This is a genomic window from Streptomyces sp. NPDC055400, from assembly GCF_053644375.1.
Window position 1 is genome coordinate 435,503 of sequence record NZ_JBSHLM010000004.1, and the last position, 26,238, is coordinate 461,740.

At 71.9% G+C, this 26,238-nt stretch carries 25 protein-coding genes; 12 read left to right on the top strand and 13 right to left on the bottom strand.

Annotated elements, in window-relative coordinates:
* Positions 1-40: 40 nt before the first annotated feature.
* Both ACWIGU_RS13260 and ACWIGU_RS13265 read right to left on the bottom strand, forming a co-directional pair.
* Entirely contained in the window at positions 41-1,219 is a 1,179-nt protein-coding gene (locus ACWIGU_RS13260) for an ROK family transcriptional regulator (protein ID WP_454400285.1), read from the bottom strand.
* A 220-nt stretch (positions 1,220-1,439) separates the two neighbouring features.
* On the bottom strand, positions 1,440-1,976 hold the full coding sequence (locus ACWIGU_RS13265; protein WP_100594167.1) for an HNH endonuclease: 537 nt from the start codon (positions 1,974-1,976) through the stop codon (positions 1,440-1,442).
* A gap of 259 nt (positions 1,977-2,235) precedes the next feature.
* On the opposite strand from ACWIGU_RS13265, the gene ACWIGU_RS13270 reads away from it, so the two are divergent.
* Positions 2,236-3,297: a mechanosensitive ion channel family protein gene (locus tag ACWIGU_RS13270; protein WP_454400288.1), complete on the top strand. Its 1,062-nt coding sequence runs from the start codon at positions 2,236-2,238 to the stop codon at positions 3,295-3,297.
* 46 nt (positions 3,298-3,343) lie between these two features.
* Here the strand turns inward: ACWIGU_RS13270 and ACWIGU_RS13275 are convergent, their stop codons facing one another.
* The 3 genes from ACWIGU_RS13275 to ACWIGU_RS13285 form a co-directional block, all read right to left on the bottom strand.
* On the bottom strand, positions 3,344-3,595 hold the full coding sequence (locus ACWIGU_RS13275; protein WP_454400290.1) for a hypothetical protein: 252 nt from the start codon (positions 3,593-3,595) through the stop codon (positions 3,344-3,346).
* Positions 3,588-3,941, bottom strand: a complete 354-nt coding sequence (locus ACWIGU_RS13280; protein ID WP_454400292.1) for a hypothetical protein — start codon at positions 3,939-3,941, stop codon at positions 3,588-3,590. The genes ACWIGU_RS13275 and ACWIGU_RS13280 overlap by 8 nt, the downstream gene beginning before the upstream one ends.
* Positions 3,942-4,003: 62 nt before the next feature.
* Positions 4,004-4,471, bottom strand: a complete 468-nt coding sequence (locus tag ACWIGU_RS13285) for an ATP-binding protein (RefSeq protein ID WP_454400294.1) — start codon at positions 4,469-4,471, stop codon at positions 4,004-4,006.
* Positions 4,472-4,690: 219 nt separating this feature from the next.
* Between ACWIGU_RS13285 and ACWIGU_RS13290 the strand changes: the two genes are divergently transcribed.
* Both ACWIGU_RS13290 and ACWIGU_RS13295 read left to right on the top strand, forming a co-directional pair.
* Positions 4,691-5,569 (top strand): helix-turn-helix domain-containing protein, encoded by an 879-nt coding sequence (locus ACWIGU_RS13290; protein WP_454400295.1) that lies wholly within the window; start codon positions 4,691-4,693, stop codon positions 5,567-5,569.
* A gap of 3 nt (positions 5,570-5,572) precedes the next feature.
* Entirely contained in the window at positions 5,573-5,752 is a 180-nt protein-coding gene (locus ACWIGU_RS13295; RefSeq protein WP_454400297.1) for a DUF397 domain-containing protein, read from the top strand.
* 109 nt (positions 5,753-5,861) lie between these two features.
* Here ACWIGU_RS13295 and ACWIGU_RS13300 read toward each other — a convergent pair whose 3' ends face one another.
* The 4 genes from ACWIGU_RS13300 to ACWIGU_RS13315 all read right to left on the bottom strand — a co-directional run bounded on the left by ACWIGU_RS13300 (position 5,862) and on the right by ACWIGU_RS13315 (position 11,610).
* Positions 5,862-7,250: an FtsX-like permease family protein gene (locus ACWIGU_RS13300; RefSeq protein WP_454400299.1), complete on the bottom strand. Its 1,389-nt coding sequence runs from the start codon at positions 7,248-7,250 to the stop codon at positions 5,862-5,864.
* Positions 7,240-7,974 carry an ABC transporter ATP-binding protein gene (locus ACWIGU_RS13305; RefSeq protein WP_454400301.1) on the bottom strand — a complete coding sequence of 245 codons (735 nt, stop codon included), beginning with the start codon at positions 7,972-7,974 and terminating at the stop codon, positions 7,240-7,242. The genes ACWIGU_RS13300 and ACWIGU_RS13305 overlap by 11 nt, the downstream gene beginning before the upstream one ends.
* Positions 7,971-8,537 carry a PadR family transcriptional regulator gene (locus tag ACWIGU_RS13310; RefSeq protein WP_454400303.1) on the bottom strand — a complete coding sequence of 189 codons (567 nt, stop codon included), beginning with the start codon at positions 8,535-8,537 and terminating at the stop codon, positions 7,971-7,973. Before ACWIGU_RS13310 ends, ACWIGU_RS13305 begins: the two co-directional genes overlap by 4 nt.
* A 97-nt stretch (positions 8,538-8,634) precedes the next feature.
* Complete coding sequence (locus tag ACWIGU_RS13315) at positions 8,635-11,610, bottom strand: beta-N-acetylglucosaminidase domain-containing protein (protein WP_454400305.1); 2,976 nt, start codon at positions 11,608-11,610, stop codon at positions 8,635-8,637.
* Between the two features lie 319 nt (positions 11,611-11,929).
* Here ACWIGU_RS13315 and ACWIGU_RS13320 point away from each other — a divergent pair, with 319 nt between their 5' ends.
* The 3 genes from ACWIGU_RS13320 to ACWIGU_RS13330 are packed head-to-tail and all read left to right on the top strand — an operon-like array spanning position 11,930 to position 14,535.
* Complete coding sequence (locus ACWIGU_RS13320; protein WP_356278834.1) at positions 11,930-12,175, top strand: hypothetical protein; 246 nt, start codon at positions 11,930-11,932, stop codon at positions 12,173-12,175.
* Positions 12,176-14,275 carry a 4-alpha-glucanotransferase gene (gene malQ, locus ACWIGU_RS13325; RefSeq protein ID WP_454400308.1) on the top strand — a complete coding sequence of 700 codons (2,100 nt, stop codon included), beginning with the start codon at positions 12,176-12,178 and terminating at the stop codon, positions 14,273-14,275.
* Between the two features lie 20 nt (positions 14,276-14,295).
* Positions 14,296-14,535 (top strand): hypothetical protein, encoded by a 240-nt coding sequence (locus tag ACWIGU_RS13330; protein ID WP_100594172.1) that lies wholly within the window; start codon positions 14,296-14,298, stop codon positions 14,533-14,535.
* Between the two features lie 134 nt (positions 14,536-14,669).
* Here ACWIGU_RS13330 and ACWIGU_RS13335 read toward each other — a convergent pair whose 3' ends face one another.
* Complete coding sequence (locus ACWIGU_RS13335) at positions 14,670-15,242, bottom strand: TetR/AcrR family transcriptional regulator (protein ID WP_356278827.1); 573 nt, start codon at positions 15,240-15,242, stop codon at positions 14,670-14,672.
* A gap of 137 nt (positions 15,243-15,379) precedes the next feature.
* On the opposite strand from ACWIGU_RS13335, the gene ACWIGU_RS13340 reads away from it, so the two are divergent.
* Positions 15,380-16,840, top strand: a complete 1,461-nt coding sequence (locus ACWIGU_RS13340) for an FAD-dependent monooxygenase (protein WP_454400310.1) — start codon at positions 15,380-15,382, stop codon at positions 16,838-16,840.
* A 40-nt stretch (positions 16,841-16,880) separates the two neighbouring features.
* Here the strand turns inward: ACWIGU_RS13340 and ACWIGU_RS13345 are convergent, their stop codons facing one another.
* The gene (locus ACWIGU_RS13345) at positions 16,881-17,381 is read right to left on the bottom strand and encodes a MarR family winged helix-turn-helix transcriptional regulator (protein WP_454400312.1); all 501 of its coding nucleotides are present in this window, start codon (positions 17,379-17,381) and stop codon (positions 16,881-16,883) included.
* Positions 17,382-17,551: 170 nt separating this feature from the next.
* Here ACWIGU_RS13345 and ACWIGU_RS13350 point away from each other — a divergent pair, with 170 nt between their 5' ends.
* The 4 genes from ACWIGU_RS13350 (at position 17,552) to alc (ending at position 21,755) form a co-directional block, all read left to right on the top strand.
* The gene (locus ACWIGU_RS13350) at positions 17,552-18,538 is read left to right on the top strand and encodes an EamA family transporter (RefSeq protein ID WP_454400314.1); all 987 of its coding nucleotides are present in this window, start codon (positions 17,552-17,554) and stop codon (positions 18,536-18,538) included.
* Positions 18,539-18,578: 40 nt separating this feature from the next.
* The gene (locus ACWIGU_RS13355; RefSeq protein WP_454400316.1) at positions 18,579-19,520 is read left to right on the top strand and encodes a DMT family transporter; all 942 of its coding nucleotides are present in this window, start codon (positions 18,579-18,581) and stop codon (positions 19,518-19,520) included.
* 91 nt (positions 19,521-19,611) lie between these two features.
* Entirely contained in the window at positions 19,612-20,517 is a 906-nt protein-coding gene (locus ACWIGU_RS13360; RefSeq protein WP_454400318.1) for a LysR family transcriptional regulator, read from the top strand.
* Positions 20,518-20,606: 89 nt separating this feature from the next.
* On the top strand, positions 20,607-21,755 hold the full coding sequence (alc, locus tag ACWIGU_RS13365; RefSeq protein ID WP_454400320.1) for an allantoicase: 1,149 nt from the start codon (positions 20,607-20,609) through the stop codon (positions 21,753-21,755).
* Between the two features lie 73 nt (positions 21,756-21,828).
* Here alc and pepN read toward each other — a convergent pair whose 3' ends face one another.
* On the bottom strand, positions 21,829-24,399 hold the full coding sequence (gene pepN / locus ACWIGU_RS13370; protein WP_454400322.1) for an aminopeptidase N: 2,571 nt from the start codon (positions 24,397-24,399) through the stop codon (positions 21,829-21,831).
* A gap of 124 nt (positions 24,400-24,523) precedes the next feature.
* Between pepN and ACWIGU_RS13375 the strand changes: the two genes are divergently transcribed.
* Positions 24,524-25,036, top strand: coding sequence for a DUF1203 domain-containing protein (locus ACWIGU_RS13375; RefSeq protein ID WP_454400324.1), 513 nt, complete (start codon positions 24,524-24,526; stop codon positions 25,034-25,036).
* Between the two features lie 29 nt (positions 25,037-25,065).
* On the opposite strand, the gene ACWIGU_RS13380 is transcribed toward ACWIGU_RS13375, so the two are convergent.
* Complete coding sequence (locus ACWIGU_RS13380; RefSeq protein ID WP_454400326.1) at positions 25,066-26,082, bottom strand: aspartate-semialdehyde dehydrogenase; 1,017 nt, start codon at positions 26,080-26,082, stop codon at positions 25,066-25,068.
* Positions 26,083-26,238: the final 156 nt, after the last annotated feature.

The window sequence follows — 26,238 nt, forward strand, 5'->3', positions numbered from 1 at the left end:
GGGAAGTGACGAGAGGTGGGGGAGGGAGGGAGGAGTGGGGTCAGACGTTGCTGGTGTCGAAGACGATGTCGCGGGCCTGGGTCAGCGCCGAGCGCAGGGCGCCGGTGAGGATCGGGTCGTCGTCGAGATCGCTGATGCGCAGCTGGGGCCGCGGCAGGGCGAGCCCGGTGAGTTCGTCCTCGACGCGGACGCGCAGCGCCTCGCCGCCGGCCTGGGCCACCTGTCCCGACAGGACGACGAGCTCGGGGTCGACGACGGCGACGACGGCGGCGAGCCCGGTGGCCAGGCGGCGGGCCACCTCGTCGAGCACGGCGGGGTCGGAGAGGGCCTCGCCGAGGTCCTTGGCGCCCCCGGCGAGCAGCCGCACGGCGGGAGCCGCGACCAGACTCTGGAAGCCGCCCCCCGCGTCCTCCCCGGCGATCTCCTCCTCGCCGCCGCGCGCCAGCGGGGCGCCGGGCAGCGGCATGTAGCCGATCTCGCCCGCGCCGCCGGTCGCGCCCCGCAGGAGCACGCCGCCGAGCACGATCGCCGCGCCGACACCCTCGTCGACATAGGCCAGTACGAAGTCGTCGTGGTCCTGCGCCGCGCCCTCGTACTGCTCGGCGATGGCGGCGAGATTGACGTCGTTCTCGATGGAGACCGGGGTGCCGAGGACCTCGGCGAGCTCGGCGAGCAGGGTGCGCGAGTGCCAGCCCGGCAGGTGCGGGGCGTACCGGAGCTGGCCCGTGTGCGGGTCGATGGCGCCGGGGGTGCCGATCACGGTGGCGGTGATGTCGTCGTGGCCGAGCCCGGCCAGCCGCAGGGCGCCGTCGAAGGCCTCGGCGACGAGCTGGGCGGTGCGGTTGCGCACGTCGTCGGCGACGGCGACGGCCTCGATACGGCAGCGGCCACGCTCGGCGCCGGCGATGTCGGCGACCACGGCGGTGATCCCGGTGGGGTCCGCGGAGACGGCCACGATGTGGGCGGCGCCGGGGTGGATCTCGTACAGCACGGCGTTCGGCCCGGGCCGGCCGGTCTGGCTGCCCGTGGTGCGCACCAGGCCCACCGCTTCCAGCCGGCTGAGCAGCTGGGAGGTGGTGGGCTTGGACAGGCCGGTCAGCTCTCCGATCCGGGTGCGGGTCAGCGGGCCGTGCGCGACGAGGAGGTCGAGGGCCGCGCGGTCGTTCATGGCGCGCAGGACGCTCGGGGTACCGGGGATTCCCGGGGCCGTACCGGCCATGACCTGTCTCCTCGCAGCACTGTTAGGAAGGTTTCCTATTGATGTGCGAGGAACGTAAGCCGTGGGTGAAGCGGGCGTCAATAGCCGACGGCCGTCAGGCAGCCAAGTCGTTACCCACGCCGTCCGGGCCCGCCGCCGGGCACGCGTAGTGGCCGTACGCCGGGAGACGTACGGCCACCTGGTGACGCGAGCCCAAAAACGCGAAGACCCGGATCGATGGTCAGGCGGAAATGCCTTCGATCCGGGCCAGGGCCTCGTCCGCGCCGAACGGCTGCAGGTACGGCAGCCAGCGCGGATCCCTATGCCCGGTCCCGATGATGCGCCAGGCGAGCCCGGTCGGCGGGGCCGGCTTGTGCCGCAGGCGCCAGCCGATCTCGACCAGGTGACGGTCGGCCTTGACATGGTTGCAGCGGCGGCAGGACGCGACCACGTTCTCCCACGCGTGCTGGCCGCCGCGGCTCTTGGGAATGACGTGGTCGACGCTGGTTGCGACGCCACCGCAGTACATGCACCGCCCGCCGTCCCTGGCGAACAGCGCCCGCCGGGTCAGAGGAACGGGCCCCCTGTAAGGGACCCGGACGAACCGCTTGAGGCGGACCACGCTGGGTGCAGGGACAGTACAGGTTGCGCTGTGCATATAGGCGCCGGACTCCTCGAGGCACATGGCCTTGTTCTCGAGGACCAGAACGAGCGCGCGGCGGAGCGGTACGACGCCGAGTGGCTCGTACGACGCGTTGAGGACCAGGACATGCGGCACGGATGCCTCCTTGTACGCCGGCGGCGCGTGGCTCGCGCCGGGACGATCTGTAGTCAGTTTCCCCTCATGGCCTGCACAAGCGCCACCATGTCCCGGTAACGGGCTGGGAGTGTTTTCGACCACACCCCCTACATCCCCAGGTGAGGACCGCCTCTCCCTCGAACATGACAACGATCCATACACAATGCCCCGTTAGTGTGGTGGGTCTGCCCGTAACTTCGCCTTTCGCGGGCGGCCGCTATGCCTGGAGGTTTCTGCCGTGATCTTGTCCGTCCTGTCGGCGTCCGACCCGTCCTCGGACCCGACCACATTCAAGGACGCCCAGGAGCAGGCCACGAACGCCGCCAGCTGGGTCGAGCAGAACTGGTCCACCTGGCTGGGTACAGGCCTGCGCATCCTGCTCATCGTCGTCGTCGCCGTGGTCCTCAGAGTGGCCATCCGGCGCGCCATCACCAAGCTCATCGAGCGCATGAACCGCACGGCGCAGGCCGTCGACGGCACGGCGCTCGGGGGCCTGCTGGTCAATGTGGAGCGCCGCCGGCAGCGCTCGCATGCCATCGGCAGCGTGCTGCGCTCGGTCGCCTCCTTCGTGATTCTCGGCACAGCCGCCCTGATGATCCTGGGCACGTTCCAGATCAATCTGGCCCCGCTGCTCGCCTCGGCGGGTGTCGCGGGTGTGGCGATCGGTTTCGGCGCCCGCAACCTCGTCACGGACTTCCTGTCCGGCGTCTTCATGATCCTCGAGGACCAGTACGGCGTCGGGGACAGCATCGACGCGGGCGTCGCCTCGGGCGAGGTGGTCGAGGTCGGCCTGCGCGTCACGAAGCTGCGGGGCGCCGACGGCGAGATCTGGTACGTCCGCAACGGCGAGGTCAAGCGCATCGGCAACCTCTCGCAGGGCTGGGCCACCGCGAACGTCGACGTCACCGTCCGCTCGGACGAGGACCTGGTCAAGGTCAAGGAGACCCTGATCGAGGTCGGCGTCGCCATGAGCAAGGACGAGCCCTGGAACGAGATGCTGTGGGGCCCGGTCGAGGTCCTCGGCCTGGACAGCGTGCTCCTCGACTCCATGGTCGTCGGCGTCTCGGCGAAGACCATGCCCGGCAAGTCCCTCACCGTGCAGCGCGAGCTGCGCTGGCGCATCAAGCTGGCCTTCGACGAGGCCGGGATCCGCATCGTGGGCCGCCTGCCCCTGCAGGCCGGCGACGAGGTCACCGCCGACCCGACGGCCGGCGTCTCGGCCCCGTCCGCCTACGCGTCGAGCACGTCCCCGCAGTCCCTCGCGGCCTCCCCGATCCAGCCGCCGAATCTGTCGAAGTAGGCGCGGCACGCGGACAGGCGAGGGGGCGGGGCTGCTCGGTCCCGGATCAGCCGAACCAGGTGACCTGGACCAGCACGATCCGCTCCCCTCGTACGTCCGTCAGGTAGTCGAGCATGAGCCGCCCCCTGCTCTCGGTACGCACCCCGGGACCCGGTCCCGTGTAGGCGGGTCCTTCCAGGAAGACCATGGACTCGCGTACGGCGATCTCGAGGGCGAGCCGTTCGGCTTCGGCTCGCGCCTCACCAGGGAGGCCTTCCAGCATGTCGTCGCGGAAGCACTCCCAGCGCCAGTCAGACACCGGCTACCTCGCGATGGGCGGCGCGCACGATGTCGCCTGCCTCGCGGACGGCCCGGTCGCGCTCCTCCGGGTCCGGGCTGTTCACCGCCTGCTCGGCGGCATGCAGACGACGAGCCGTCTCCGGGTGGCGTTCGATCTCGACGATGACGCCCCACTGCCGGTAGAACATCCGGATCGGGACCACGCTGTCCTCGTCCCCGGCCCGTACGAAGGCCCTCTGAAGGTCCTCGAAGAACTCCGGAAGGCGGGACGGCGCGACGGTCGCCACTGCCTGGCGTAGCGCCGGAAGGGTGAGTTCGGGCCGGGGAATCAGCGGAGCGCCCCCGTCCGCGTACGGCACAGTCATCGGTCGCCCCTTCCGCTCATCGAGTGCCGCTTCGGCACCTGCCCACGCTAGCGCCATTCCTGTCACTCCCTCTCGCTCACGAGCGGATACGTCACGTCACTCAGACGCCACTCCGCGTAGACGGTCTTGCCGGGGCCGTTTCGCGGCTCGCACCCCCACCGGTCGGCCAGCGCCCCGACAAGGAGCAGCCCCCGCCCGAACTGATCCGTTCCGTCCGCGGGGCGCGATCTTGGCAGGCGTTCGCCCCTGGGGTCGCTGACCTCGACACAGAGCGTGGCGGCGGTCAGGGAGACCCGTACGCGGATGAGGCGGTCGCGGAGGCTGCCGTGCAGGAGGGCGTTCGTCATTAACTCGGACAGCGCAAGTGCCGCGTCTCCCGCGTGGGCGGGGTGACCCCACTCGGTGACGAGCCTCGCGGTTCGTCTGCGGGCGAGGGGGACGCTGCGCGACGTCGGGGTGTAGTCGAGCACGTCTTCGTGCAGCGAAACGGGCGGGGGAACGGCTTGAGGTTCGGGCTCGGGTTCGGCCATGGACTCGCACCTCCTTGTGCGGTCGGCGAGTTGGCGGTGGCTGTGCCGCTCCTGCGTACGGGCAGGGCGGTGCACTTCCGCCAACTGGCTTCGCTGGGTGGGTGGTTGAGTACTGACCGTAGCGAGCTGATTGAGACGGATGCAACGGACTCGGAGACATTTGTCTCCAAAGAGTGAAGGTCATCGACGAGTTGGCGCCGGAGGAGCGACACTGGGGCCGTGAATCGATCGGCTCAACTCGGCAATCGAGTGTCAACGGCCCTTGGGCGAAGGCTCGGCAGTGAGCTACTGCGCCTGCGTGATCTCTCCGGTAAGACTCAGCAGCAGGCCGCCGAGGCCATCAATGCGACCAACTCGAAGGTCGTGAAGATGGAACGCGGATGGGTCCCGATGCGCGACCCGGACATCCGAGTTTTGTGCGAGTTCTACGGCGTGATCGATCGCAAGTCCGTCGCCCGCCTCCTGGAGTTGGCGAAGCTGGACCGCGAGCGGCGTAAGGCGAAGGGGTGGTGGCAACACTCGCCAAACGCGGGCGCGCTCGCGGAGTACATCGCCATGGAGGATGCTGCAAGCCGGGTCCGCACTCTGCAACTCGCCCTGGTTCCTGGCCTGTTCCAGACGGCCGAGTACGCCCGCTCCCTGGCTGTCAGCGATGGCATGTGGGAGGACCCTGACGAGATCGAGCGCATCGTCGAGGTTCGCATGCGTCGCCAGGAGCGTCTGGACGGCGATCGGCCGCTCCAGGTGTATGCCGTTGTCTGGGAGGCGGCGCTGCGGCAACTCGTCGGCGGCTCGCCAGTCATGCGCGCTCAACTGGAACACCTGCTGGATGTGGCGAAACTCCCGAACGTCCGCCTCCAAGTCCTCCCGTTCCATGCGGGTGGACATCCGTGCGTCGGCGGCACGTTCAACATCATCTCGTTCGCCGAGAGTGAGGCGGTGGACGTTGTCCACGTGGACACCTTCGCCTCTACCGTGTGGGTGGAGAATGAGTCCGACAGCGCCGAGTACAGCCAGCGTTTCGACCGAACGGCACGCCTGAGCCTCGCCCAGCACGACGCCGTCAAGCTCATCGACAGCATCCGTCAGGAGATGTGACCCATGGCCGAGTTCACCTTCAGGAAGTCCAGCTACAGCACTTCCGCCGGCGAATGCGTCGAAGTCGCCCGCAACATCCCCGGAACCGTCGCCGTCCGCGACTCCAAGGACCCAGACCCCGACAGCCCGATACTCCGCCTGACCCCCACCGCCTGGGCCGACTTCACGGCCTCCCTGGGCTGACAAGGCGCTGGCCCGGATCGAAGGCATTTCTGCCTGACAACGATCCGGGCCTTTGTGTCACCTGGTCACTCGGCTGTCGTGCGTGGGCCGCGTACGAGGTACCGGTTGGTCAGGCGACCCGTAGTTCCGACGGGTGGAGCGAGCGCCGCAGGAGGGGCAGGGAGGTGGCCGCGGCCAGGAGGCAGGCCCCGAACACCGCGGCAGGGATCAGGAGCGGCATGAGCGGCATCACCGGGTTGCCCTCGTCGACGAGCACGCCGTACGTGACGTAGACCGCGACACCTCCGGCGCCCGCGACGAGCAGTGCCGGGGCCAGCGGAAGCGCGGTCTCCAGGAGCACCGTGCGGGACAGGACCCTGAGCGGAACCCCGGCCGCGGCCTGCGCGGCGAGCGTGCGGCGACGGGTCACGAGGGACTCGGCACTGCCCACGGCGAGACCCGCGAGGCTGATGGCCAGCGCGATCAGGACGGCGGCCCCGGCGAGATTGATGCCGGTGGTGTAGAAGCCGCGGCCCATGCCGAGGGTGCCGGCCCTTTCCGAGGCGTCCAGCGTGGCGATAAGGATCTCGCGGATGCCGGCGAAGGCGACACCCACGACCGTCACCAGGAGCAGCGCGGCATGGGTTCGGGCTGCGGCCCACGGGTCGTCCCGGAGGCGCTCGGCGGCGATGAGCACCGCAGGGTCTGGGGTGCGCCGGGCGAGGCGTCGGCCCATGAACCGGGCAGCGGCTCCGGCGAGCCAGATCGAGCCCACGCCGGTGATGAGCACGATGGCGAGCACGAAGAGGGGTAGCGCACTGGCCCCCGGCCGCCTTCGAGTGCCCTCCAGGACGAGGACCGAAACGCCTGCGACGAGGAGCAGCAGGGGAAGCAGCAGGCCGAGCAGGACACCCGGACCCCGGTGGGGCCGCACCCGGCGCACCTCGCCGAGCGGTGAGGCGATGACACGGCGCAGCGCGTACGCGCTCACACCGGCTGCCAGGACGGGCACGAGCAGCACGGCGGCCGGGAACCCGATCCACGCGAGAGGATCAGGCCTGCGGCCGACCCCGTACGCCATCAGGGCGAAGACGGCGGCGCCGAACAGCGATCCGGCGAGGCAGGCGAGGCCCGACTCCGCTGCCGCGATCCGCCGAACCTGCCGGGGCCCGGCCCCCGCGAGCCGCAGCGCCGCGAGCCGTCGATCCCGGTGCACGGCGCCGATCCTGGCGCACTGCCCGAGGAACCCGAGCACGGGCACGAGCAGCATCACCAGCGCCACAGCGAGGCCCCGGCGCTGCCCGGGCTGATTGAGGAGGCCGTGCCACATCGTGAAGGAGATGTGGCCGCGGAGGGTGCCCACGGCGACCGCCGCGAGCGAGAACCCGGTGGCGGCGCACGCGCCGAGCGCGGTGAGCGCGATCCGCCACCACTCGCGGCGGTCGGAGCCGCGGGCGAGCACCAGGGCCAGGCGAAGGGCGCCCCGGAGCGTGCCCTTGTCGACCTTCTCAGACGTCATGGCGTACCGCCCCGGACACCGTGGCCTGCTCCTGCTCCTGGACCGCCCCGTCGTGCATCTGCACCTCGCGGTCCGCGTAGGCCGCGACCTGTGCGTCGTGCGTGATCAGGACGACCGCGGCGCCGGTCTCGCGGGCCGTGCGGGCCAGCGCGGCCATGACCTGTTCGCCCGCGAGGGAGTCGAGCGCCCCCGTCGGCTCGTCGGCGAAGACGATGCGCGGCCCGGTCACCAACGCCCGTGCAAGGGCGGCTCGTTGGACCTGCCCGCCGCTCATCTCGCCCGGCCGCAGGGCCGCCTGGCCGCGTACCCCGAACCGCTCCAGCCACTCGTCGGCACGCGCGTGCGCGGCGGCCCGCTTCGTGCCCGCGAGCAGCAGCGGAAGCGCCACGTTGTCGAGCACCGTCAGCTCGGGGATGAGCTGCCCGAACTGGAACACGATGCCGAAGTCCGTGCGCCGCAGCTCGCTGAGCCGCTCCTCGTGGAGCCGGTCGATCTGCTCGCCGCCGTACGACACCGACCCGCTGTCGGGCCGGACGATCCCGGCGAGGCAGTGCAGGAGCGTGGACTTCCCGCTGCCGCTGGCGCCTGTGACGGCGAGGATCTCGCCGGCGCGCAGGTCGACGGAGGCGCCGCGCAGGGCCTCGCTCTTCCCGTACGACTTGGTGAGGCCGCGGGCGGCGAGGATCGGTGCCCCGTTCGCCGGCTGCTCGGCTTGCGTGCTCATGCTGCGTTGACCTCCGCGGTCAGGGTGGTGAGCCGGGCGGCGGTGGTGGACATCCACCGCAGGTCGGCGTCGAGATGGGCCAGTGCGTAGTCGGCGGAGAGGACCGTGGTCAGATCGGCTCCGGGGTCGGACTTGAGCGCGGTGAGCTCGCGCATCCGGACCATGTGGGCGGCGCGCTGGGCCCGCAGGAGGGCGGCCGGGTCGACCGGTTCACCGGCCCCGGGCTTCTCGTGCGCCGCCGTGACGAGGATCGACACGACGACCTTGGCGAAGATCTCGTTCGTCACGAAGGGTGCGGGTGGGGTGATCTCCCCGGACCACCGGGCGAGTTCACGGCCGCCTTCCTCGGTGGACCGGTACAGCGTGCGCTCCGGGCCGCCGTCGGAGTCGGTCCCCTCGACCTCGGCGAGGCCGTCGCGGACCAGGCGTTGCAGGGTCGTGTAGACCTGCCCGTAGGCCAGCGGGCGGGCCTGCGGGAATCGTTCGTCGTAGCGCCGCTTGAGGTCGTAGCCATGGCTCGGCCCTCCAGCGAGCAGCCCGAGAAGGATGTGGCGGGTGCTCATGATCGCCAGTATGTACTCGGTATATGTACTGAGTACATAGCTGACCGCGTCTTCGTCCGAGAGTGCTGAAAGTGGGGGTGTCAGATTCCGGTTCGGCCTACTCGGCGACCGCGTACGCCTCCACCGACCACAGCGAATAGCCGTACCGCGTGGCCCGCCGGTCGCCCTGGATCCGGACGAAGCGGGTGTCGCGGGCGTCCATGCGGACCGACTCGCGGCCCCCGTGGCCGTCCTTCACCGTCGCGGCCGTGCGCCACGACTTTCCGTCGGCGGACGTCTGGACGCGGTAGCCCTTCGCGTACGCGTCCTGCCAGTGCAGCACCACCTGGCCGAGGCGCACCGGCTTCGCCAGTTCGACCTGCCACCAGGCGCCGTCCTCGGCGGGGGACGACCAGCGGGTCTCCGGGTCGCCGTCGCTCGCGGCGGACGCCGGGAAGTCCGTGGTCTCGTCGGCCGAGGACGAGGGCCTGCCCTCGCGGGCCAGGTCCGGGCCCGCCGTACGCGGGTACGCCCGCACCGACACGGTGCGCGTCGTGCCGGCGAAGCTGACCGGCACGTCGTACGTGCCCGCCGGAGTGCCCTCCGGGACCGTGATGTCGACCGGGGCGCTCACCTGCGTGCCGCGCGGGAGCGAGGCCTGCGCGGGCAGCGTCACCTCGATGCCGTGCGGGCCCTCCGCGCTCAGGCGCCCCTCCACGGAGCCGGGCCGCTGCGGTGTCAGGCGTGCCGTGACCCGCCGCGCGCCGCCGCCGATCTCCGCGTCCAGCTCCGTGCGGGCCAGCTCGAACGAGGCGTCGGGGGAGTCCGCGTACCAGGGGACGACATGGCGCACGGCGCCCTTCGAGGCGCCGGACACCCGGATCGCGTCCGCCCTCACGTCCTTCGGCCTGCGTTCGGTGAACCCGCTGCCGGCGAGCGTGCCGACGGACTTCCAGCCCTCGCCCGGCACATGGACCTGCACGGTGCCGTGGGTGCCGGGGTCGGCCAGGACCGTCACCGCCGTGAGCCGCCGCGCCCGCGGCAGCTTCGCCTCCCCGTCACGCGTCGCGTCCGCGCGACCCGTCCCCGCCCACGCCGCGTACGCCTTCTGCGCCCGGTCGAGGAACGGGTCAAGTACGCCCTTGCCGACGGTGACCTGACGGGACTCCAGACCGGCGCGCTGTCGCTCCAGGAGCCGCGCCGCCCGCCACGCCGCCGCCCCGTCGCCGCGGGCCTGCGCGTCCAGCATGTCGACGGCCGTCTCCCCGGCCTCCCCGTACCGCGCCAACTGGTCGCTCCAGGGCCGCACTTCGTAGTCCACCGGCGTGGACTCGAGCCGTTCCGGAGCCCGCCGCATCACGGTGAACGCGTCCCGCAGCTTCTTCGCCGCCGCCTCGTACCGCGCGCGGTCGGTGAGCACCTTCGTACGGGAGTCCCAGAAGCCGGAGAGCACCGGCTTCAGATACGCGGACTCGTCCTCGCCGAGCACGGACGACGCGTCGTTGCCCGCCAGCGCGGCGAGTGCCTCACGGGTGCGCGCGTCACCGCCCGCCAGGTCGTCGAGCGCGGCCTTCCAGGACTCCTGCGGGCGGTAGTCGCGCGGGTTCCACGCGAAGTCCGCCGTCGTGAACAGCGGGATGCGGGAGGCCGCGGGCTGCTCCATCGCGTTGGCGAGCAGCGCCGCCGAACCCATCGCCACCGCGGGATCGCGGCCCGTGTAGGGGCCGAGGAAGATGCGGTCCTGCGCGTAGTCGTTGACCGGGTAGTTGTCCATCGTGACGAGGCTGTGCCCGGAGCCGAACGCGGCCCGCGCGCCCGCCAGTTCGCGCCCGGTGATCGTGCGCGGGACCACGCCGACGCCCGTCCACGCCACCTCGACCGAGTCGTCGAGCCCGCCCGCGAGCGCCCCGCGGTACTCCGTCGACCCGTCCTGGTAGAACTCGGTCGGCATCAGCGACAGCGGCCCCGCGCCCGGGTGCCGCGCGGCGAGGTGCCGCGCCACCGCGTTCGCCACGCGCGCCTGCGCCCGCGCCGCGGCCTTCGGCCCCGAGCCGAACGTCCTCGCGTCCGCCTCGCAGTGCCACTCGCTGTACGACACGTCCTGGAACTGCAGTTGGAAAGCCCGCACGCCGAGCGCCCACATGGCGTCGAGCTTGCGGTTCAGGGCCCTGACGTCGTCGTCCGACGACATGCACATGGCCTGCCCGGGCGCCACGGCCCAGCTCAGCGTCACGTGGTTGGCGCGCGCCCGCTCGGCAAGGGCCCGGAAGTCATCGCGCTGGTCGGCCGGATACGTCTCGCGCCACCGCGCCTGCCGGTACAGGTCGTCGCCCGGCGCGTACAGATAGCGGTTCTGCTTGGTGCGTCCCATGAAGTCCAGCTGGTCGAGCCGCTGTTCACGGGTCCACGGGGTGCCGTAGAAGCCCTCCGTCATGCCGCGCACGGCCGTCCCCGGCCAGTCGCGCACGACGACCCCGGCGACCTTCCGCCCGTTCACCAGCTGCCGGAACGTCTGCACGGCGTGGAACAGGCCGTCGCCACCGACGCCTTCCATGGCGACGGTGTCCCGGCCGTCCGTGCGCCCGGCGGCGAGCCGGTACCCGCCGGACGGCAGGTCCTTGCGGGCCGACGCGCCGAGAGCGCCGAGCGCCGTCTCGAGGCCCTGTCCGCGGCCCGGGCGGGCGTCCGCCGCTCCCCAGCCGTCACCGGACGCGGTCCCGGCGGCCACGGAGCCGATCCGCACCACGAGCGCGGGACCGCCGGGCACGGCCTTCTCGTCGTCGACCTCGGTGATGTGCCGGGCGCCTGCCCCGCGCAGCACGGTGCGCAGCGCGTCCACCGCGTACTGGTCGGCGCCGCGGCCGGTGACGAGGACGACCTCGTCGGTCACGGTCACGGACTCCGCGCCGGAGGGGGTGCGCAGCGACTGCGGCCGGGGCCACACCGCGGGCGTTCCCGTGTCGCTGTCCCGGTCACCCGTGGAGAGCGTGGGCCCCGGCGGGGCCGCCGCCGCTCCGGAGGCTCCCCCGAGCGCACTGGCGATGACGGCGACAGCGATGGCCGCCGCCCCCTTCCTGTGACGCCGGAGCTGCACGGCTCACTCCTCGTTGGTCTCGGCTCGGTGGTGGGACCGGTCATGGGTGTCCCAGGGTGGCAACCGAGCCCACCATTTGCCGGGTCGGAGTGTCAACGGGAGTGGCCGTTGTGCCGCAATTGCCCGGCCGGGAGTGGCGGGAGGGGGTGAATCGCGCCGCTCACCGGCCGAGTCCCGCCCATGGAACAGAATGTGACCAGTAACACGTTGTCGGGCCGTTCATGTCTGCCGCCGCGTTCGCTGGGTAGAGCTGCCGAGACCGTCGCCCACGAAAAGATCGACGACAAGACCCGCGAAGAACCGCGAAAAGGAGGCCTTCATGGCCGCATCGGCGCACCTTCTGCTCTCGGCCCTGTCCAAACAGGCGGACGTGATCCTGCCCGCCCCCGCCCTGCCGCTGCCGGACGAGTTCGCGTTCGGCGCCGAACTGCCCCTCACCAGCGAGCCGCCCCTCGCCGACACGGAGCCGCTGACCAGCGAGCCCGCCCTCATCGACGTAGCACCCCTCACGAGCGAGCCGACCCCTTCGGGTCCGGTCGCAGGCCTGGACGCCTCGGGGGCCTAGGTGACGCTGGCCCGGCTCGCCGCGCTGCACGGGATCGCCCCGTCCTACTCGCCGTCGCCCGGTCGCACGGTCGAGGCCCCGGACGCCGCGCTCGTCGCCGTCCTCGCCGCCCTCGGTGTCGACGCGCGCACCCCGGAGTCCGTACGGGACGCGCTGGCCGCGCGCGAGGCGCAGACCGCGGCGTGGCTGCTGCCGCCGACGGTCGTGCTGTGGTCCGGGGAGCCCGCCCCGGCCTGGGCGCGGGAATTACCCGACGGCGTGACGCTCGAGCTGGCCACCGAGCAGGGTGAACGCGTCGACGACTGGCGGCCAACCGGACCGGTACCCCTCGGAGTCCACCGGCTGCGGGCCACCGCCCCCGACGGGGCAACGGCCGACGCCCACCTGATCGTCGCCCCGCCGCGCGTGCGCACCCCGGGCGAACGCACGTACGGGCTGCTCGTGCAGCTCTACTCCCTCCTGTCGGCGAAATCCTGGGGCATGGGCGACCTCGGTGACCTGGCCGACCTCGCGGCCTGGGCGGGCCGCACCGCCGGAGCCGGGTTCGTGCAGGTCAACCCGCTGCACGCGGCCGTACCCCGCGGAGAAGGACCCACCGACCCCTCCCCGTACCGCCCGTCGTCGCGCCGCTTCCCCGACCCGGTACACCTGCGCGTCGAGGACATCCCCGAGTACGCCTATCTGCCCGACGCCGACCGCGACCGCGTGCGCGAGCTGCTCGCCGAGGCCGCCCGGCTGCGCGAAGGAGTCCTGCACAAGGGCGCCCTGATCGACCGCGACGCCGTGTGGGACCTCAAGCGCCGCGCCCTCGACCTCGTCGTGCGCGTCCCGCTCAGCCCCGGCCGCCGCGCCGCCTACTGGGACTTCCTCGCCGAGCAGGGCGCGGACCTGGACCACCACGCCACCTGGTGCGCGCTCGCCGAGCGGCACGGCCCCGACTGGCACACCTGGCCCGAGCCCCTGCGCGACCCCGGATCCGGCGAAACGGCCCACGCCCGCGCCGAGTTGATGGACCGCGTCGACTTCCACAGCCATCTCGCCTGGCTCACCGACGCCCAGCTCGCCACCGCCCAGCGCTCCGCGCTCGACGCGGGCATGCCCGTCGGACTCGTCCACGACCTGGCCGTGGGCGTGCACCCGGAGGGCGCCGACGCCTGGGCCCAGCAGCACATCTTCGCCGCGGGCATGTCCATCGGCGCGCCCCCCGACGCCTTCAACTCCCGCGGCCAGGACTGGGGTCTGCCGCCCTGGCGCCCCGACCGGCTCGCCGCCGCCGGCTACGCCCCCTACCGCGCGCTCCTGCGCGGCCTGCTCGCCCACGCGGGCGCGGTCCGCATCGACCACGTCATGGGCCTGTTCCGGCTGTGGTGGGTGCCGGCCGGACAGCCGCCGACCGAGGGGGCGTACGTCCGTTACGACGCGGAGGCGATGCTCGCCGTACTCGCCCTGGAGGCCGGCCGCGCCGACGCCCTGGTGATCGGCGAGGACCTCGGCACCGTCGAGCCGGGCGTCCGCGAGGCCCTGCACGCGCGCGGCGTGCTCGGCACCTCCGTGCTGTGGTTCGAGCGCGACTGGGACGGCACGGGCCGCCCGGTGCCGCCGGAGCGCTGGCGTACGGACTGCGTGGCCACCGCCACCACCCACGACCTGCCGTCCACCGCGGCCCGGCTGACCGGCGACCATGTGCGGCTGCGCGACAGACTCGGCCTCCTCGGGCGTCCGCTCGCGCGGGAACAGGCCGAGGCCACGGCGGAAGTCGCCGAGTGGACCGCCCTGTTCGCGCGCCTCGGCCTGCTGCCCGGCGGCGGGGGGCAGGGCCTGTCCGAGGAGGAGGAGATCCGCGCCGTCCACCGCTTCCTGCTGCTCACCCCGGCCCGCATGGTCGGCGTCTGGCTGCCCGACGCGGTCGGCGACCGGCGCCCGCAGAACCTGCCGGGGACCTCGGACGAGTACCCGAACTGGCGGCTCCCGATCGCCGACGCCACCGGCCGTCCGGTCACCTTCGAGGAGCTCGCGGCCTCACCGAGGGCGCACGCGCTGATCGAGGTCCTGCGGTCCGGACTGCCCCGTACGGCACCCCCGGGCGCGCGGCCCGTTTAGGTGTTCGCTACGTTTGCACCGTGGACAAGAAGAACGCCCTGCGCGCCGGCGCCCTGGCTGCCGGTACGACGCTGATGATGCTGCTCATGACGTCCCCCGCGCTCGCGCTGGCGCGCGACGACGGCGACGACCCCGGTAAGGGCCTCTCCGTCATCGAGACCCTGGGCCTCTATGTCGTGGCGCCGATCGTGCTGTTCCTGGTGATCGCCGGCCTCGTGATCGTCGGTGACAAGTCCCGCAAGCCGCAGAAGCAGGGCTGACCACCGCACCTCTCACTCACGTCTTTGCCGAGGGCGTCCTCGTGTGCACCGCGCACCGGGGGCGCCCTCGGTGCGTTCCCGGTCCGTTCCGCGGTCGCCCGGCGGGGAGTTCAGCCGACGTCCGGCCGGGCGTCCTACGGCCGCTCGGCGGTCAGATAGCGCTGGAGGGTCGGCGCCAGCCACTCCACCGTCTCGTCGCGGCTGAGCCCGACGGCGGGGCCGAAGCGCAGCACGTAACGGGTGAGCGCGAGACCGAGGACCTGTGACGCGCAGAGCGCGGCCCGCACCGGGGCCTCGGCGGGGTCGGGGCAGACGCGCAGGGCCAGCGGCAGCGTCTGCTTCCTGAAGATGTCCTGCATGCGCTCGGCGCCCGCGGTGTTGGTGACGCCCACGCGCAGCAGCGCGGTGAGCACCTCGTTCTCCTCCCACAGGTCGAGGAAGTGCCGTACGAGGGTGCGGCCCATGTCGTCGGCCGCGATCTCCCCGGGGTCCGGAAGCCGCAGGTCGAGGTCGATGGCCGCGGCGAAGAGACCCTCCTTGTTGCCGTAGTAGCGCATCACCATCGACGGGTCGATCGCCGCGTCCTTGGCGATGGCGCGGATCGTGGCCCGCTCGTACCCGTCGGCGGCGAAGCGCTCGCGGGCGGCGGCGAGGATCGCGGTGCGGGTGGCGTCCGAGCGGCGTGCCTGCCGGGTGGTTCCTGTCATGCCAACAAACGTAGGCCAACACCTGTTGACAGTCCAGAGCCGCGCCTCTAGATTTGCCAACAGGCGTTGACCAACAAGCGTTGGCAACGAGTGACCGGGTACAACCGACCTGGGCTCGCAGGCACCAGGAGGCCACCATGAACGGCACCGCTCCTCGCACCGTGATCGTCGTCGGCTCCGGCCCCACCGGCCTGCTCCTCGCCGGCGACCTCGCCGCCGCGGGCGTCCCCGTCACCGTCGTCGAGAAGCGTCCCCACAAGATCAGCAACCTCTCCCGGGCCTTTGTCCTGCACGCCCGCACCCTGGAGCAGCTCGACGCCCGCGCCCTCGCCGACGGCATCGAGGCCAAGGGGCAGGCCCTCGACACGCTGAGCCTCTTCGGCCGCCTCGCCGTCGACCTGAGCGACCTCCCCTCCCGCTTCCAGCACCTCCTGGTCCTGCCGCAGTACGAGGTCGAGGCCGCGCTCCAGCGGCGCGCCACCGACGCGGGTGTGAAGTTCGTGTACGAGACCGAGGTCACCGGCCTCACCCAGGACGCGGACGGGGTGACGCTCCAGGTCCGTGCGGGGGACGGCGAGCCGACGACGATGCGGGCCGCGTACGTCGTCGGCACCGACGGCATGCGCAGCGCCGTACGCGAGAGCGTCGGGCTCCCCTTCCCCGGCAAGTCCGTCATCCGCTCCGTCGTCCTCGCCGACGTGCTGCTCGCCGAGGAGCCCGAGAACGTCCTCACGGTCAACGCCGTGGGCGACGCCTTCGCCTTCATCGCCCCCTTCGGCGACGGCTACTACCGCGTCATCGGCTGGAACCGCGCGCGCAACGTCCCCGAGTCCGCGCCCCTCGACCTCGACGAGATCAAGGAGGTCACCCGCCTCGCCCTCGGCCGCGACTACGGGATGCACGAGGCCCGCTGGATGTCCCGTTTCCACAGCGACGAGCGCCAGGCGCCCGCGTACCGCGTCGGCCGCGTCCTGCTCGCCGGGGACGCCGCGCACGTCCACACCCCGGCCGGCGGCCAGGGCATGAACACCGGCCTCCAGGACGCCGCCAACCTCGGCTGGAAGCTCGCCGCCGTCGTCAACGGGCACGCGGGAGACGCCCTGTTGGACACCTACGAGGCCGAGCGCCACCCCGTCGGGAAGGCCGTCCTGCGCAGCAGCGGCGGCATCGTCAGGCTCGCGATGGCCAACCGCCCCTGGACGCTTGCGGCCCGCGCCGCCCTCACCGCGTTCCTCGGCCGCGTCCGCCCCGCGCGTACCCGGATGGTCGGCCGGCTCACCGGCATCGGCGTCGCCTACCCGGCCCCGCGCGGCGCGCACCGCCTCGTCGGCACCCGCGTCCCCGATGTCGCGCTCAAGGAGGGCCGCCTCTACGAGGCCCTGCGTCAGGGCACGTTCGTCCTGATCGTCCCCGAGGGCGCCCACGACAAGGGCGGCGACCGCTGTGCCGTCACCCACTGGGCGAGCGACCGCCGCACGTCACTCCTGGTGCGCCCCGACGGCTACGTGGCCTGGGCGTCGGACGACGAGCCGGTGGACGGCGGCACCGTCTCGGCCGGCATCCCGGACAGCATCGACTCGTACGCGTTCCGGGCGTAGACGGTCGGCCGGCGCCGGAACATCGGGTGGCGGTCCGGCTTCAGGAGGGCTGTGCGCCCGCCATCAACTGACGCAGCAGGCCGGCGAGTTGCCCGGCCTGCTCCTTGTCGAGTGAGGCGAGCGCCTCGGTCTGCACGGCGAGCCCGGCACCGACCGCCTCGTCGACCAGCGCCCTGCCCTCGTCGGTGAGGGTCACCTGGAGGCCGCGGCGGTCGTGCGGGTCGGGCGAGCGGCGCAGCAGCCCGCGCCGCTCCAGCTTGTCGAGCCGCCCGGTCATGCCGCCGGTCGTCAGCATCAGCGTCGCCGAGAGCTGGCGCGGTGAGAGCGTGAACGGGTCGCCGGAGCGGCGCAGGGTTGCGAGGACGTCGAACTCGCCCCGCCCGATGCCGAAGCGCGCGTACGTCTTGTCGATGCGGTCGCCCATCGCGCGAGAGATCCGGTAGACCCGGCCGAAGACCTCCATCGCCGTGGTGTCGAGATCGGGCCTGACCTCGGCCCACTGGTCGACGATCGCGTCGACGGCGTCCTTGCTGCTGCTCATGCGGCGAGTATGCGACCAGGGTCCGGTAGGTCGCAAGAAGGTAGCTCACTTGAAAGTAACTCTGAGAAAAGTAGCTTGACGACAAGTAGCTTGCGACTAAGCTACTTGCCACGAAGCTACTTCTTCTCCAACCCATTTCGCCGCGGGGGCGCTCGATGAAGACGAACGCGATGACGACACACACGACGAACGCGAACATCCTGAAGAAGCGCAACGGTGCCGTGATCGCGCTGACCGCTCTGGCTCCGATCTCCTGGGGGTCGACCTACGCGGTCACGACGGAGTTCCTGCCACCCGACCGCCCGCTGTTCACCGGGCTGATGCGGGCGCTGCCCGCGGGCCTCCTCCTGCTGGCGCTGGCGCGCACGCTGCCGCGCGGCGCCTGGTGGTGGAAGTCCCTGGTCCTCGGCGCGCTGAACATCGGCGCGTTCTTCCCTCTCCTCTTCCTCTCCGCGTACCGCCTGCCCGGCGGCATGGCGGCGGTGGTCGGCTCGATCGGTCCGCTCTTCGTCGCGGGCCTCGCGGCGCTCCTGCTCGGTGAACGCCCCACGCGGCGCACGCTGTTGACCGGCATCGCGGCCGCGCTCGGCGTCAGTCTCGTCGTCCTCAAGGCGGCGGGCGCGCTCGACCCGGTCGGCGCGCTGGCGGCGCTGGCCTCCACGGCGTCGATGTCCACGGGAACGGTCCTCACCAAGCGGTGGGGCCGCCCGGAAGGGGTGGGCCCCCTGGCGCTCACCGGCTGGCAGCTCACGGCCGGCGGCCTCCTCATCGCCCCGCTCGCCTTCCTCGTCGAGGGCGCGCCCCCGGCGCTGGACGGCCGGGCCGTCGCGGGTTACGTGTACCTGGCGCTCGCCAACACGGCGGTCGCGTACTGGCTGTGGTTCCGCGGCATCGGCCGCCTGACCGCGACGCAGGTCACGTTCCTCGGCCCGCTCTCGCCGCTGACGGCGGCGGTCATCGGCTGGGCGGCGCTCGGGCAGGCGCTGACGCCGGTGCAGCTGGTGGGCATGGCACTGGCGTTCGGCGCGACGCTGCTGGGCCAGCGCCCGTCCCGGGTCGCCGCCGGCTCCCCCTCCCCCTCTCGATCTTTCAGTTCTGCTGAAGAGAATGACCGGAAAGTTTCGATGGACCTGACGGGTGGGGAGCTGCGACGGTAGTGGGGTCGTAGAGAGACCGCAGCTCAGGAGGGGATACGGGATGGCAGTCCTGGACCGGACGACCACCAGCGCCGAGAAGGCCGCATCGGGAGGTGGAGGAGCAGGAGCGCGCCGTGCGGGCACCGGGCTCGGCGCCGGCCTCGCGCTCGCGCTGCTCGCCACGGTGGTCTGGTCGGGCAGCTTCGTCACCTCCCGCGCGCTGCACGACAGCGTGCCCCCGGTCCAGCACGCGTTCTGGCGCTGGATCATCGCGATCGCCGCGGTGGCGCCGTTCGCCGCGCGCTCCGCCTGGCGGCAACGGGCCCTGCTCCGCGCCCATGTGCGCTTCCTCTCGCTCGCCGCGCTGCTCGGCGTGACCGTCTACAACACGCTCGTCAACCAGGCGGCGATGACGACGTCCGCCGGGAACATGGGCATGATCATGGCCGCGTCGCCGGTCCTGATGGCGGCGTACGAACGCCTCGGCGGGGCGCGGCTCGGGGCCCGCCGGGTGACCGGCACGGTCCTCGCGTGCGCGGGTGTCCTGCTTCTGGTCAGCAAGGGCTCCCTGGCGCCGCACTTCACTGCGGGCGACCTCTGGGTGGTCGCGGCGGCGGTCTGCTTCGGCTCGTACAGCGCACTGCTGCGGCGCCGGCCGGCGGAGATCGGCGGGCCCGCGTTCCTCTTCGCGACGTTCGTGCTCGGCGCGCTGATGCTGCTGCCGGTGTTCCTCGTCAGCCTCGCCGTCCAGGGCGGCTTCGAGCCGACGGCGGCGACGGTCCCGCCCCTCCTGTACGTGGGCGTGGTCTCGTCCGCCGTCGCGTTCTTCGCGTGGAACAAGGCGATCACCCAGATCGGCGCGGCCCGCGCCGGCGTCATCTACTACCTCCAGCCGGTGTGCGTGGCCCTGCTCTCGTACGCGGTCCTCGGCGAGGCCATGGGCGGGCTGCAGATCGCGTGCATGGCGCTGATCCTGGCGGGGGTGGCCCTAGGGGGTGTCTGACAATTCCCCGCGGCGTCGCGGCGTCCACGGGGAATTGTCAGATACCCCCCAGGCTCCGCGACCCGGCGCGAGACCCGGATACGTTGACCCCATGCGCGCCACCGACTGGGACATCAAGAAGCTCGCGATCCTGCGGGCCCTGCGGGACCGGGGGACCGTCACGGCCACCGCGCAGGCGCTGCTCATGACCCCGTCGGCCGTGTCGCAGCAGCTGACCAACCTGGCGAAACAGCTCGGCGTGCCGCTCCTTGAGGCGCACGGGCGGCGCGTACGCCTCACCGACGCCGCCCACCTCGTCCTGCGGCACGCCGAAGCCGTGTTCGCCCAACTGGAGCGCGCCGACGCGGAGTTGGACGCGTATCTGCAGGGCGAGTCGGGGGAGGTGCGGGTCGCCGCGTTCTCCACGGCCGTGCCCGCTCTGGTGGTGCCCGCCGTACGCGCCCTGCGCACCGCCCACCCCGGGATCGCGGTCCGCGTGCGCGAGGCCGAGGCCGCTCAGGCGTACGAGCTGCTCTCGGCCGGTGACGTGGACCTGGCCCTTTCGCTCGCCGCGCACGCGCCCACCGCACGGGACCCCAAGTTCACGCGGGTGCCGCTGCTCGCCGACCCGCTCGACGTGGCCCTGCCCGCCGGGCATCCGCTGGCGGGAGCGGCGGCCCCGCGCCTGGCCGAGCTGGCCGGCGAGCACTGGATCTTCGGCGGTTCCGGACCCTGGTCGGAGATCACGCGGGCCGCGTGCGAGGCCGCCGGGTTCGTGCCCGAGCAGGCGCACAGCGCGGCCGGCTGGACGGCGATCCTGGCGATGGTCGAGGCCGGGATGGGCATCGCCCTGGTCCCGCGCATGGCGGCGGCGGGCCGGGAGGGCGTCGTGATGTGCGCACTGGGCGAGGACCGGCCGGTCAGGCACGTGGTGGCGGCGGTGCGCAGGGGTTCGGAGGGGGCGCCGGGGGTGTCGAGGGTGCTGGATGCCCTGAGGGAAGCCGCGGCGGAGCGCTGAGGGCCGACCCGGACCATTCAGCTCACCTGAACGTACATGTCGAAAAGTTTCGATGGACCTAAGGGCTCGGCGGGTCTGACAGTGGACGTATGACGACATCTGACGCCACGCCGCTCGAAGCCCACGAGGACCCGCACGCCAACGACGCCGCCCCCTACTCCGGCGGCGACCCGTACGCCGACTACCGCCACTTCGGCGACACCGAGAGCTACGCGGAGCTGGTGGACCTCGCCGACCGGCGCCTGGGCGCGGGAGTCATCGCCGCGAACGACGAGTTCTTCGCCCAGCGCGAGAACCTCCTCGTCCGCGAGCCCGCGGTGTTCGACCCCGAGCACTTCGGGCACAAGGGCAAGATCATGGACGGCTGGGAGACCCGCCGCCGCCGCGGCACCGCCGAGTCCCCCTTCCCCGCGCCCGGGGACCACGACTGGGCGATCGTCCGGCTCGGCACGCCCGGCGTGATCCGCGGCATCGTCGTGGACACCGCGCACTTCCGCGGCAACTACCCGCAGCGCGTCAGCGTCCAGGCGGCGTGCGTGGAAGGCTCCCCGAGCCCCGAGGACGTCACCGCGGCCGACGTGAAGTGGGAGGAGCTGATCGCCCCGACGCCGGTGCGCGGTCACGCGGCGAACGGCTTCACGATCACGTCGGAACGCCGCTACACGCACCTGCGCCTCTGCCAGCACCCCGACGGCGGTGTGGCCCGCCTGCGCGTGCACGGCGAGGTGGTCCCGGACCCCGAGTGGCTCGACCTGCTCGGCACGTTCGACCTGGTCTCGGTCCTCAACGGCGGTACGTACGAGGACGCGTCCGACAAGTTCTACTCCTCGCCGACGCAGATCATCCTGCCCGGCACGTCCCGCAAGATGGACGACGGCTGGGAGAACCGCAGGCGCCGGGTGCACGGCACGAACGACTGGGTCCGTTTCCGCCTCGCCGCGCAGGGCGCGATCCGCGCGGTGGAGATCGACACGGCGTACCTGAAGGGGAACTCGGCCGGCTGGATCGCCCTGAGCGGCCGCAACGGCGACACGGGCGAATGGTTCGACATCATCCCCCGCACCCGCCTCCAGCCCGACACCCTCCACCGCTTCAAGCTCGCCGCCCAGGCCGTAGCCACCCACGTACGCCTGGACGCCTTCCCGGACGGCGGTGTGGCCCGGATGCGCCTGCACGGCTCCCTGACGGAAACGGGCCGCGAACAACTGCGCACCCGTTACGCCGAGTTGAACGGCTGATCGCTCGCACACGCGAAGGCGCCCGGCACCGGAGGAATCCGGTGCCGGGCGCCTTGCGCCGTGCCTGCGAGTGCTACGCGTCAGCCCCCTGCGCCCGCAGCGCACGCTCCACGCCCGCCCGCGATTCCGACACCAGGCGGCGCAGGGCCGCGTTCGGTTCGGCGGTGGCGAGCCAGGAATCCGTTGCGTCCAGGGTGGACCGGGAGATCTGGATCGCCGGGTACAGGCCGACCGCCACCTGCTGGGCCATCTCGTGGGAGCGGGACTCCCAGACGTCCTTCACCGCGGCGAAGTACTTCTCCGTGTACGGGGCGAGAAGGTCGCGCTGGTCGGTCTGGACGAAGCCGGCGATGACCGCTTCCTGGACCGCGTTCGGGAGCTTGTCGGACTCGACGACCGACGCCCAGGCCTCCGCCTTCGCCTCTTCGGTGGGGCGTGCCGCGCGGGCCGTCGCCGCGTGGCGCTCGCCCGCCGCGGTCCGGTCCCGCTCGTACTCCGCCGCGATCTCCGCCTCGTCGTAGCGGCCGACCGCCGCGAGCCGCTCCACGAACGCCCAGCGCAGCTCCGTGTCGACGGCCAGGCCCTCGACGGTCTGCGAGCCCTCGAGGAGCGCCTCGAGCAGGTCGAGCTGCTCCGGCGTGCGGGCCGTCGCCGCGAACGCGCGGGCCCACGCCAGCTGGTGGTCGCTGCCCGCCTCCGCCGCCCGCAGGTGCGCCAGCGTCGCCTCGGTCCAGATCGCCAGCGCCGCGTCGCGTCCCACGGGGGCCGCGTACAGGTCGATGGCCAGCTTCACCTGGCGGTGCAGGGACTGCACGACGCCGATGTCCGTCTCCTTGCCGATGCCCGAGAGGACCAGCTCCAGGTAGGCGCTGGTGGGCAGTTCGGCGTCGCGCGTCATGTCCCAGGCCGAGGCCCAGCACAGGGCGCGCGGCAGGGACGACTCGAAGTCGCCGAGGTGCTCGGTGACGAACGCGAGCGACTCCTCGTCCAGGCGGACCTTCGCGTACGACAGGTCGTCGTCGTTGAGGAGGATCACGGCCGGGCGGCGCTTGCCGGCCAGCTGCGGGACCTGGGTCAGCTCGGTGGCCGTGACGTCCAGCTCGACGCGCTCCACGCGCACCAGCTTGCCGCTGTCGTCGTCGAGGTCGTAGAAGCCGATCGCGATGCGGTGCGGGCGCAGCGTCGGCTCGCCCTTGGCGCCGGCGGGGAGCGCGGGCGCCTCCTGCCGGATGGCGAAGGACGTGATGACGCCGTTCGCGTCCGTCTCGATCTGCGGGCGCAGGATGTTGATGCCGGCCGTCTGGAGCCAGGCCTTCGCCCACGCGGTCAGGTCGCGCCCGCTGGTCTCCTCCAGCGCGCCGAGCAGGTCGGACAGGCGCGTGTTCCCGTACGCGTGGCGCTTGAAGTACGCCTGCACGCCCTGGAAGAACTCGTCCATGCCGACGTACGCGACGAGCTGCTTGAGGACGCTGGCGCCCTTGGCGTACGTGATGCCGTCGAAGTTGACGAGGACGTCGTCGAGGTCGCGGATCTCGGCCATGATCGGGTGCGTGGAGGGCAGCTGGTCCTGCCGGTACGCCCATGTCTTCATGGAGTTCGCGAACGTCGTCCACGAGTGCGGCCAGCGGCTGTCCGGCGAGTACGCCTGGCAGGCGATCGACGTGTACGTGGCGAACGACTCGTTCAGCCACAGGTCGTTCCACCACTCCATCGTCACGAGGTCGCCGAACCACATGTGGGCCAGCTCGTGCAGGATCGTCTCCGCGCGCACCTCGTACGCCGCGTCCGTCACCTTCGAACGGAACACGTACTGGTCGCGGATGGTGACCGCGCCCGCGTTCTCCATCGCGCCCGCGTTGAACTCCGGCACGAAGAGCTGGTCGTACTTGGCGAAGGGGTACGCGTAGTCGAACTTCTCCTGGAACCAGTCGAAGCCCTGCCGCGTGACCTCGAAGATCGCGTCCGAGTCGAGGAACTCGGCGAGCGAGGGGCGGCAGTAGATGCCGAGCGGCACGGACTGCCCGTCCGCGCCCTCGTACGAGGAGTGCACCGAGTGGTACGGGCCGACGATCAGCGCGGTGATGTACGTAGAGATGCGCGGCGTCGGCTCGAAGCGCCAGATGTCGTCCTTCGGCTCCGGAGTCGGCGAGTTGGAGATGACGGTCCAGCCGCTGGGCGCCTTGACCGTGAACTGGAAGGTCGCCTTGAGGTCCGGCTGCTCGAACGACGCGAACACGCGGCGCGCGTCCGGCACCTCGAACTGCGTGTACAGATAGGCCTGCTGGTCGACCGGGTCGACGAAGCGGTGCAGACCTTCACCCGTGTTGGTGTACGCGCAGTCCGCGACGACCCGCAGCTCGTTCGGCCCGGCCTCCAGGTGCTTGAGCTCGATCCGCGAGTCGCGGAACACGGCGGCGACATCGAGCGAATTCCCGTTCAGGACGACCTCGTGGACCGCCGGGGCGACCAGGTCGATGAACGTGTGGGCGCCCGCCTCGGCGCTCTCGAACCGCACGCTGGTCACGGACCGGTAGGTGCCGCCCTCCTGCGCTCCCGAGAGGTCGAGATCGATCTCGTACGACTCGACATCGAGCAGTTTCGCCCGCTGCTGCGCCTCTTCACGGGTCAGATTGGTGCCAGGCACGCGGTCATCTCCTAGATCCGGTCTACGTTTTTGATGTTCCGGTCATCCTTCCACGAGGGAAGCGGAGAGCGCGATGTCCGTTTTCCGCCGGTGAACCCGCGCGCGCGGGACGAGCCTGGAGTACATGACCACGTACACCGCACAGCCCATCGCACCGGCCACTCTCAAGGAGCTGCGGGACACTGACGACGCGGGCCGCCCCTGCGTCGCGTTCACCGCCACCGAAGACGCGGCCGTCGGGTCCCCGCTGCGCTGCTGTCTGCGCTCCGTCGAGCCCGGCGAGCGGATCGCGCTCGTCTCGTACGCGCCGCTTCGGCGCTGGAGCGAGGCCACGGGCGCGCACCCGGGCGCGTACGACGAGCAGGGCCCGGTCTTCATCCACGCCGACGACTGCGACGGACCGGCGGCGGACGCCGGCGGCTACCCCTTCGGCCGGCCCGGCGCCCTGCGCACCGTGCGCCGCTACGACGCCGAGGGGCACATCGTCGGCGGGCGCCTCCTGGAGATCCCCGAGGACACGACGGCCGGCTTCGACGCGGCGTTCGCCGAGGCGTTCGAAGACCCGCACGTGGCGCTCGTCCACGTGCGGGCCCTGGAGTACGGCTGCTTCCAGTTCGAGGTGCGCAGGCCGCGGTAGAACCGCCGCGCGTCCGCGGCGGGCGGGCGTCAGCCCTTTAGCTCGGCCGCCACCAGCTCCGCGATCTGCACTGCGTTCAGCGCGGCGCCCTTGCGGAGGTTGTCGTTCGAGACGAACAGCGACAGACCGTTCTCCACGGTCTCGTCACCGCGGATACGGCCCACGTACGAGGCGTCCTGGCCCGCGGCCTGGAGCGGCGTCGGGATGTCGGAGAGCTCGACGCCGGCGGCGCCGGACAGGATCTCCGTGGCGCGCTCGACGGAGAGCGGACGGGCGAAGCGGGCGTTGATCTGGAGCGAGTGGCCCGAGAAGACCGGTACGCGCACGCAGGTGCCGGAGACCTTGAGGCCCGGGATCTCGAGGATCTTGCGGGACTCGTTGCGGAGCTTCTGCTCCTCGTCCGTCTCGTTCAGACCGTCGTCGACGATGGCGCCGGCCAGCGGCAGCACGTTGAACGCGATGGGGCGCTTGTAGACCTGCGGCTCGGGGAACTCGACCGCGGAGCCGTCGTGCGTGAGCTTGTCCGCCTCGGCGACGACCTTCTGCGCCTGGCCGTGCAGCTCGGCGACGCCCGCGAGGCCGGAGCCGGAGACCGCCTGGTAGGTGGCGACGACCAGCGCTTCGAGGCCGGCCTCCTCGTGCAGCGGACGCAGGACCGGCATCGCGGCCATCGTCGTGCAGTTCGGGTTGGCGATGATGCCCTTGGGGCGGTTCGCGATCGCGTGCGGGTTGACCTCGGAGACGACCAGCGGCACCTCGGGGTCCCGGCGCCAGGCCGACGAGTTGTCGATCACGACCGCGCCCTGGGCCGCGACCTTCTCGGCCAGCGCCTTGGAGGTGCTGCCGCCCGCGGAGAAGATGACGATGTCGAGGCCCGTGTAGTCGGCCGTCGAGGCGTCCTCCACCGTCACACCGTCGATGACCGTCCCGGCCGAGCGGGCCGAGGCGAACAGGCGCAGCTCGTCGACCGGGAAGTCCCGCTCGACGAGGATCTTGCGCACGACCGTGCCGACCTGACCGGTGGCTCCGACGATTCCGACCTTCACAGGGGTTTCCTCCGTACGTACACGAACAGAACAGCGGGGGTGCCGCTCCATGATGCGTCTGTCCCCGGCAGCCTTGTCCAATCCATTGTCCGGGGTGCGGGACGCCACATTCATCCCTGTCTCACGGTGCGAACGTTTCCGGCCGCCCCGGCGTCC

What these genes read in the sequence shown, in the direction of transcription:
- ACWIGU_RS13260 (WP_454400285.1), bottom strand. Translation starts at nt 1,219, where the DNA reads ATGGCCGGTACGGCCCCGGGAATCCCCGGTACCCCGAGCGTCCTGCGC.
- ACWIGU_RS13345 (WP_454400312.1), bottom strand. Translation starts at nt 17,381, where the DNA reads ATGAGCAGCAGCAAGGACGCCGTCGACGCGATCGTCGACCAGTGGGCC.
- ACWIGU_RS13355 (WP_454400316.1), top strand. Translation starts at nt 18,579, where the DNA reads ATGGCAGTCCTGGACCGGACGACCACCAGCGCCGAGAAGGCCGCATCG.
- ACWIGU_RS13375 (WP_454400324.1), top strand. Translation starts at nt 24,524, where the DNA reads ATGACCACGTACACCGCACAGCCCATCGCACCGGCCACTCTCAAGGAG.
- ACWIGU_RS13295 (WP_454400297.1), top strand. Translation starts at nt 5,573, where the DNA reads ATGGCCGAGTTCACCTTCAGGAAGTCCAGCTACAGCACTTCCGCCGGC.
- ACWIGU_RS13320 (WP_356278834.1), top strand. Translation starts at nt 11,930, where the DNA reads ATGGCCGCATCGGCGCACCTTCTGCTCTCGGCCCTGTCCAAACAGGCG.
- ACWIGU_RS13350 (WP_454400314.1), top strand. Translation starts at nt 17,552, where the DNA reads ATGACGACACACACGACGAACGCGAACATCCTGAAGAAGCGCAACGGT.
- ACWIGU_RS13340 (WP_454400310.1), top strand. Translation starts at nt 15,380, where the DNA reads ATGAACGGCACCGCTCCTCGCACCGTGATCGTCGTCGGCTCCGGCCCC.
- ACWIGU_RS13280 (WP_454400292.1), bottom strand. Translation starts at nt 3,941, where the DNA reads ATGACTGTGCCGTACGCGGACGGGGGCGCTCCGCTGATTCCCCGGCCC.
- ACWIGU_RS13310 (WP_454400303.1), bottom strand. Translation starts at nt 8,537, where the DNA reads ATGAGCACCCGCCACATCCTTCTCGGGCTGCTCGCTGGAGGGCCGAGC.
- ACWIGU_RS13305 (WP_454400301.1), bottom strand. Translation starts at nt 7,974, where the DNA reads ATGAGCACGCAAGCCGAGCAGCCGGCGAACGGGGCACCGATCCTCGCC.
- ACWIGU_RS13360 (WP_454400318.1), top strand. Translation starts at nt 19,612, where the DNA reads ATGCGCGCCACCGACTGGGACATCAAGAAGCTCGCGATCCTGCGGGCC.
- alc (WP_454400320.1), top strand. Translation starts at nt 20,607, where the DNA reads ATGACGACATCTGACGCCACGCCGCTCGAAGCCCACGAGGACCCGCAC.
- ACWIGU_RS13285 (WP_454400294.1), bottom strand. Translation starts at nt 4,471, where the DNA reads ATGGCCGAACCCGAGCCCGAACCTCAAGCCGTTCCCCCGCCCGTTTCG.
- ACWIGU_RS13335 (WP_356278827.1), bottom strand. Translation starts at nt 15,242, where the DNA reads ATGACAGGAACCACCCGGCAGGCACGCCGCTCGGACGCCACCCGCACC.
- ACWIGU_RS13300 (WP_454400299.1), bottom strand. Translation starts at nt 7,250, where the DNA reads ATGACGTCTGAGAAGGTCGACAAGGGCACGCTCCGGGGCGCCCTTCGC.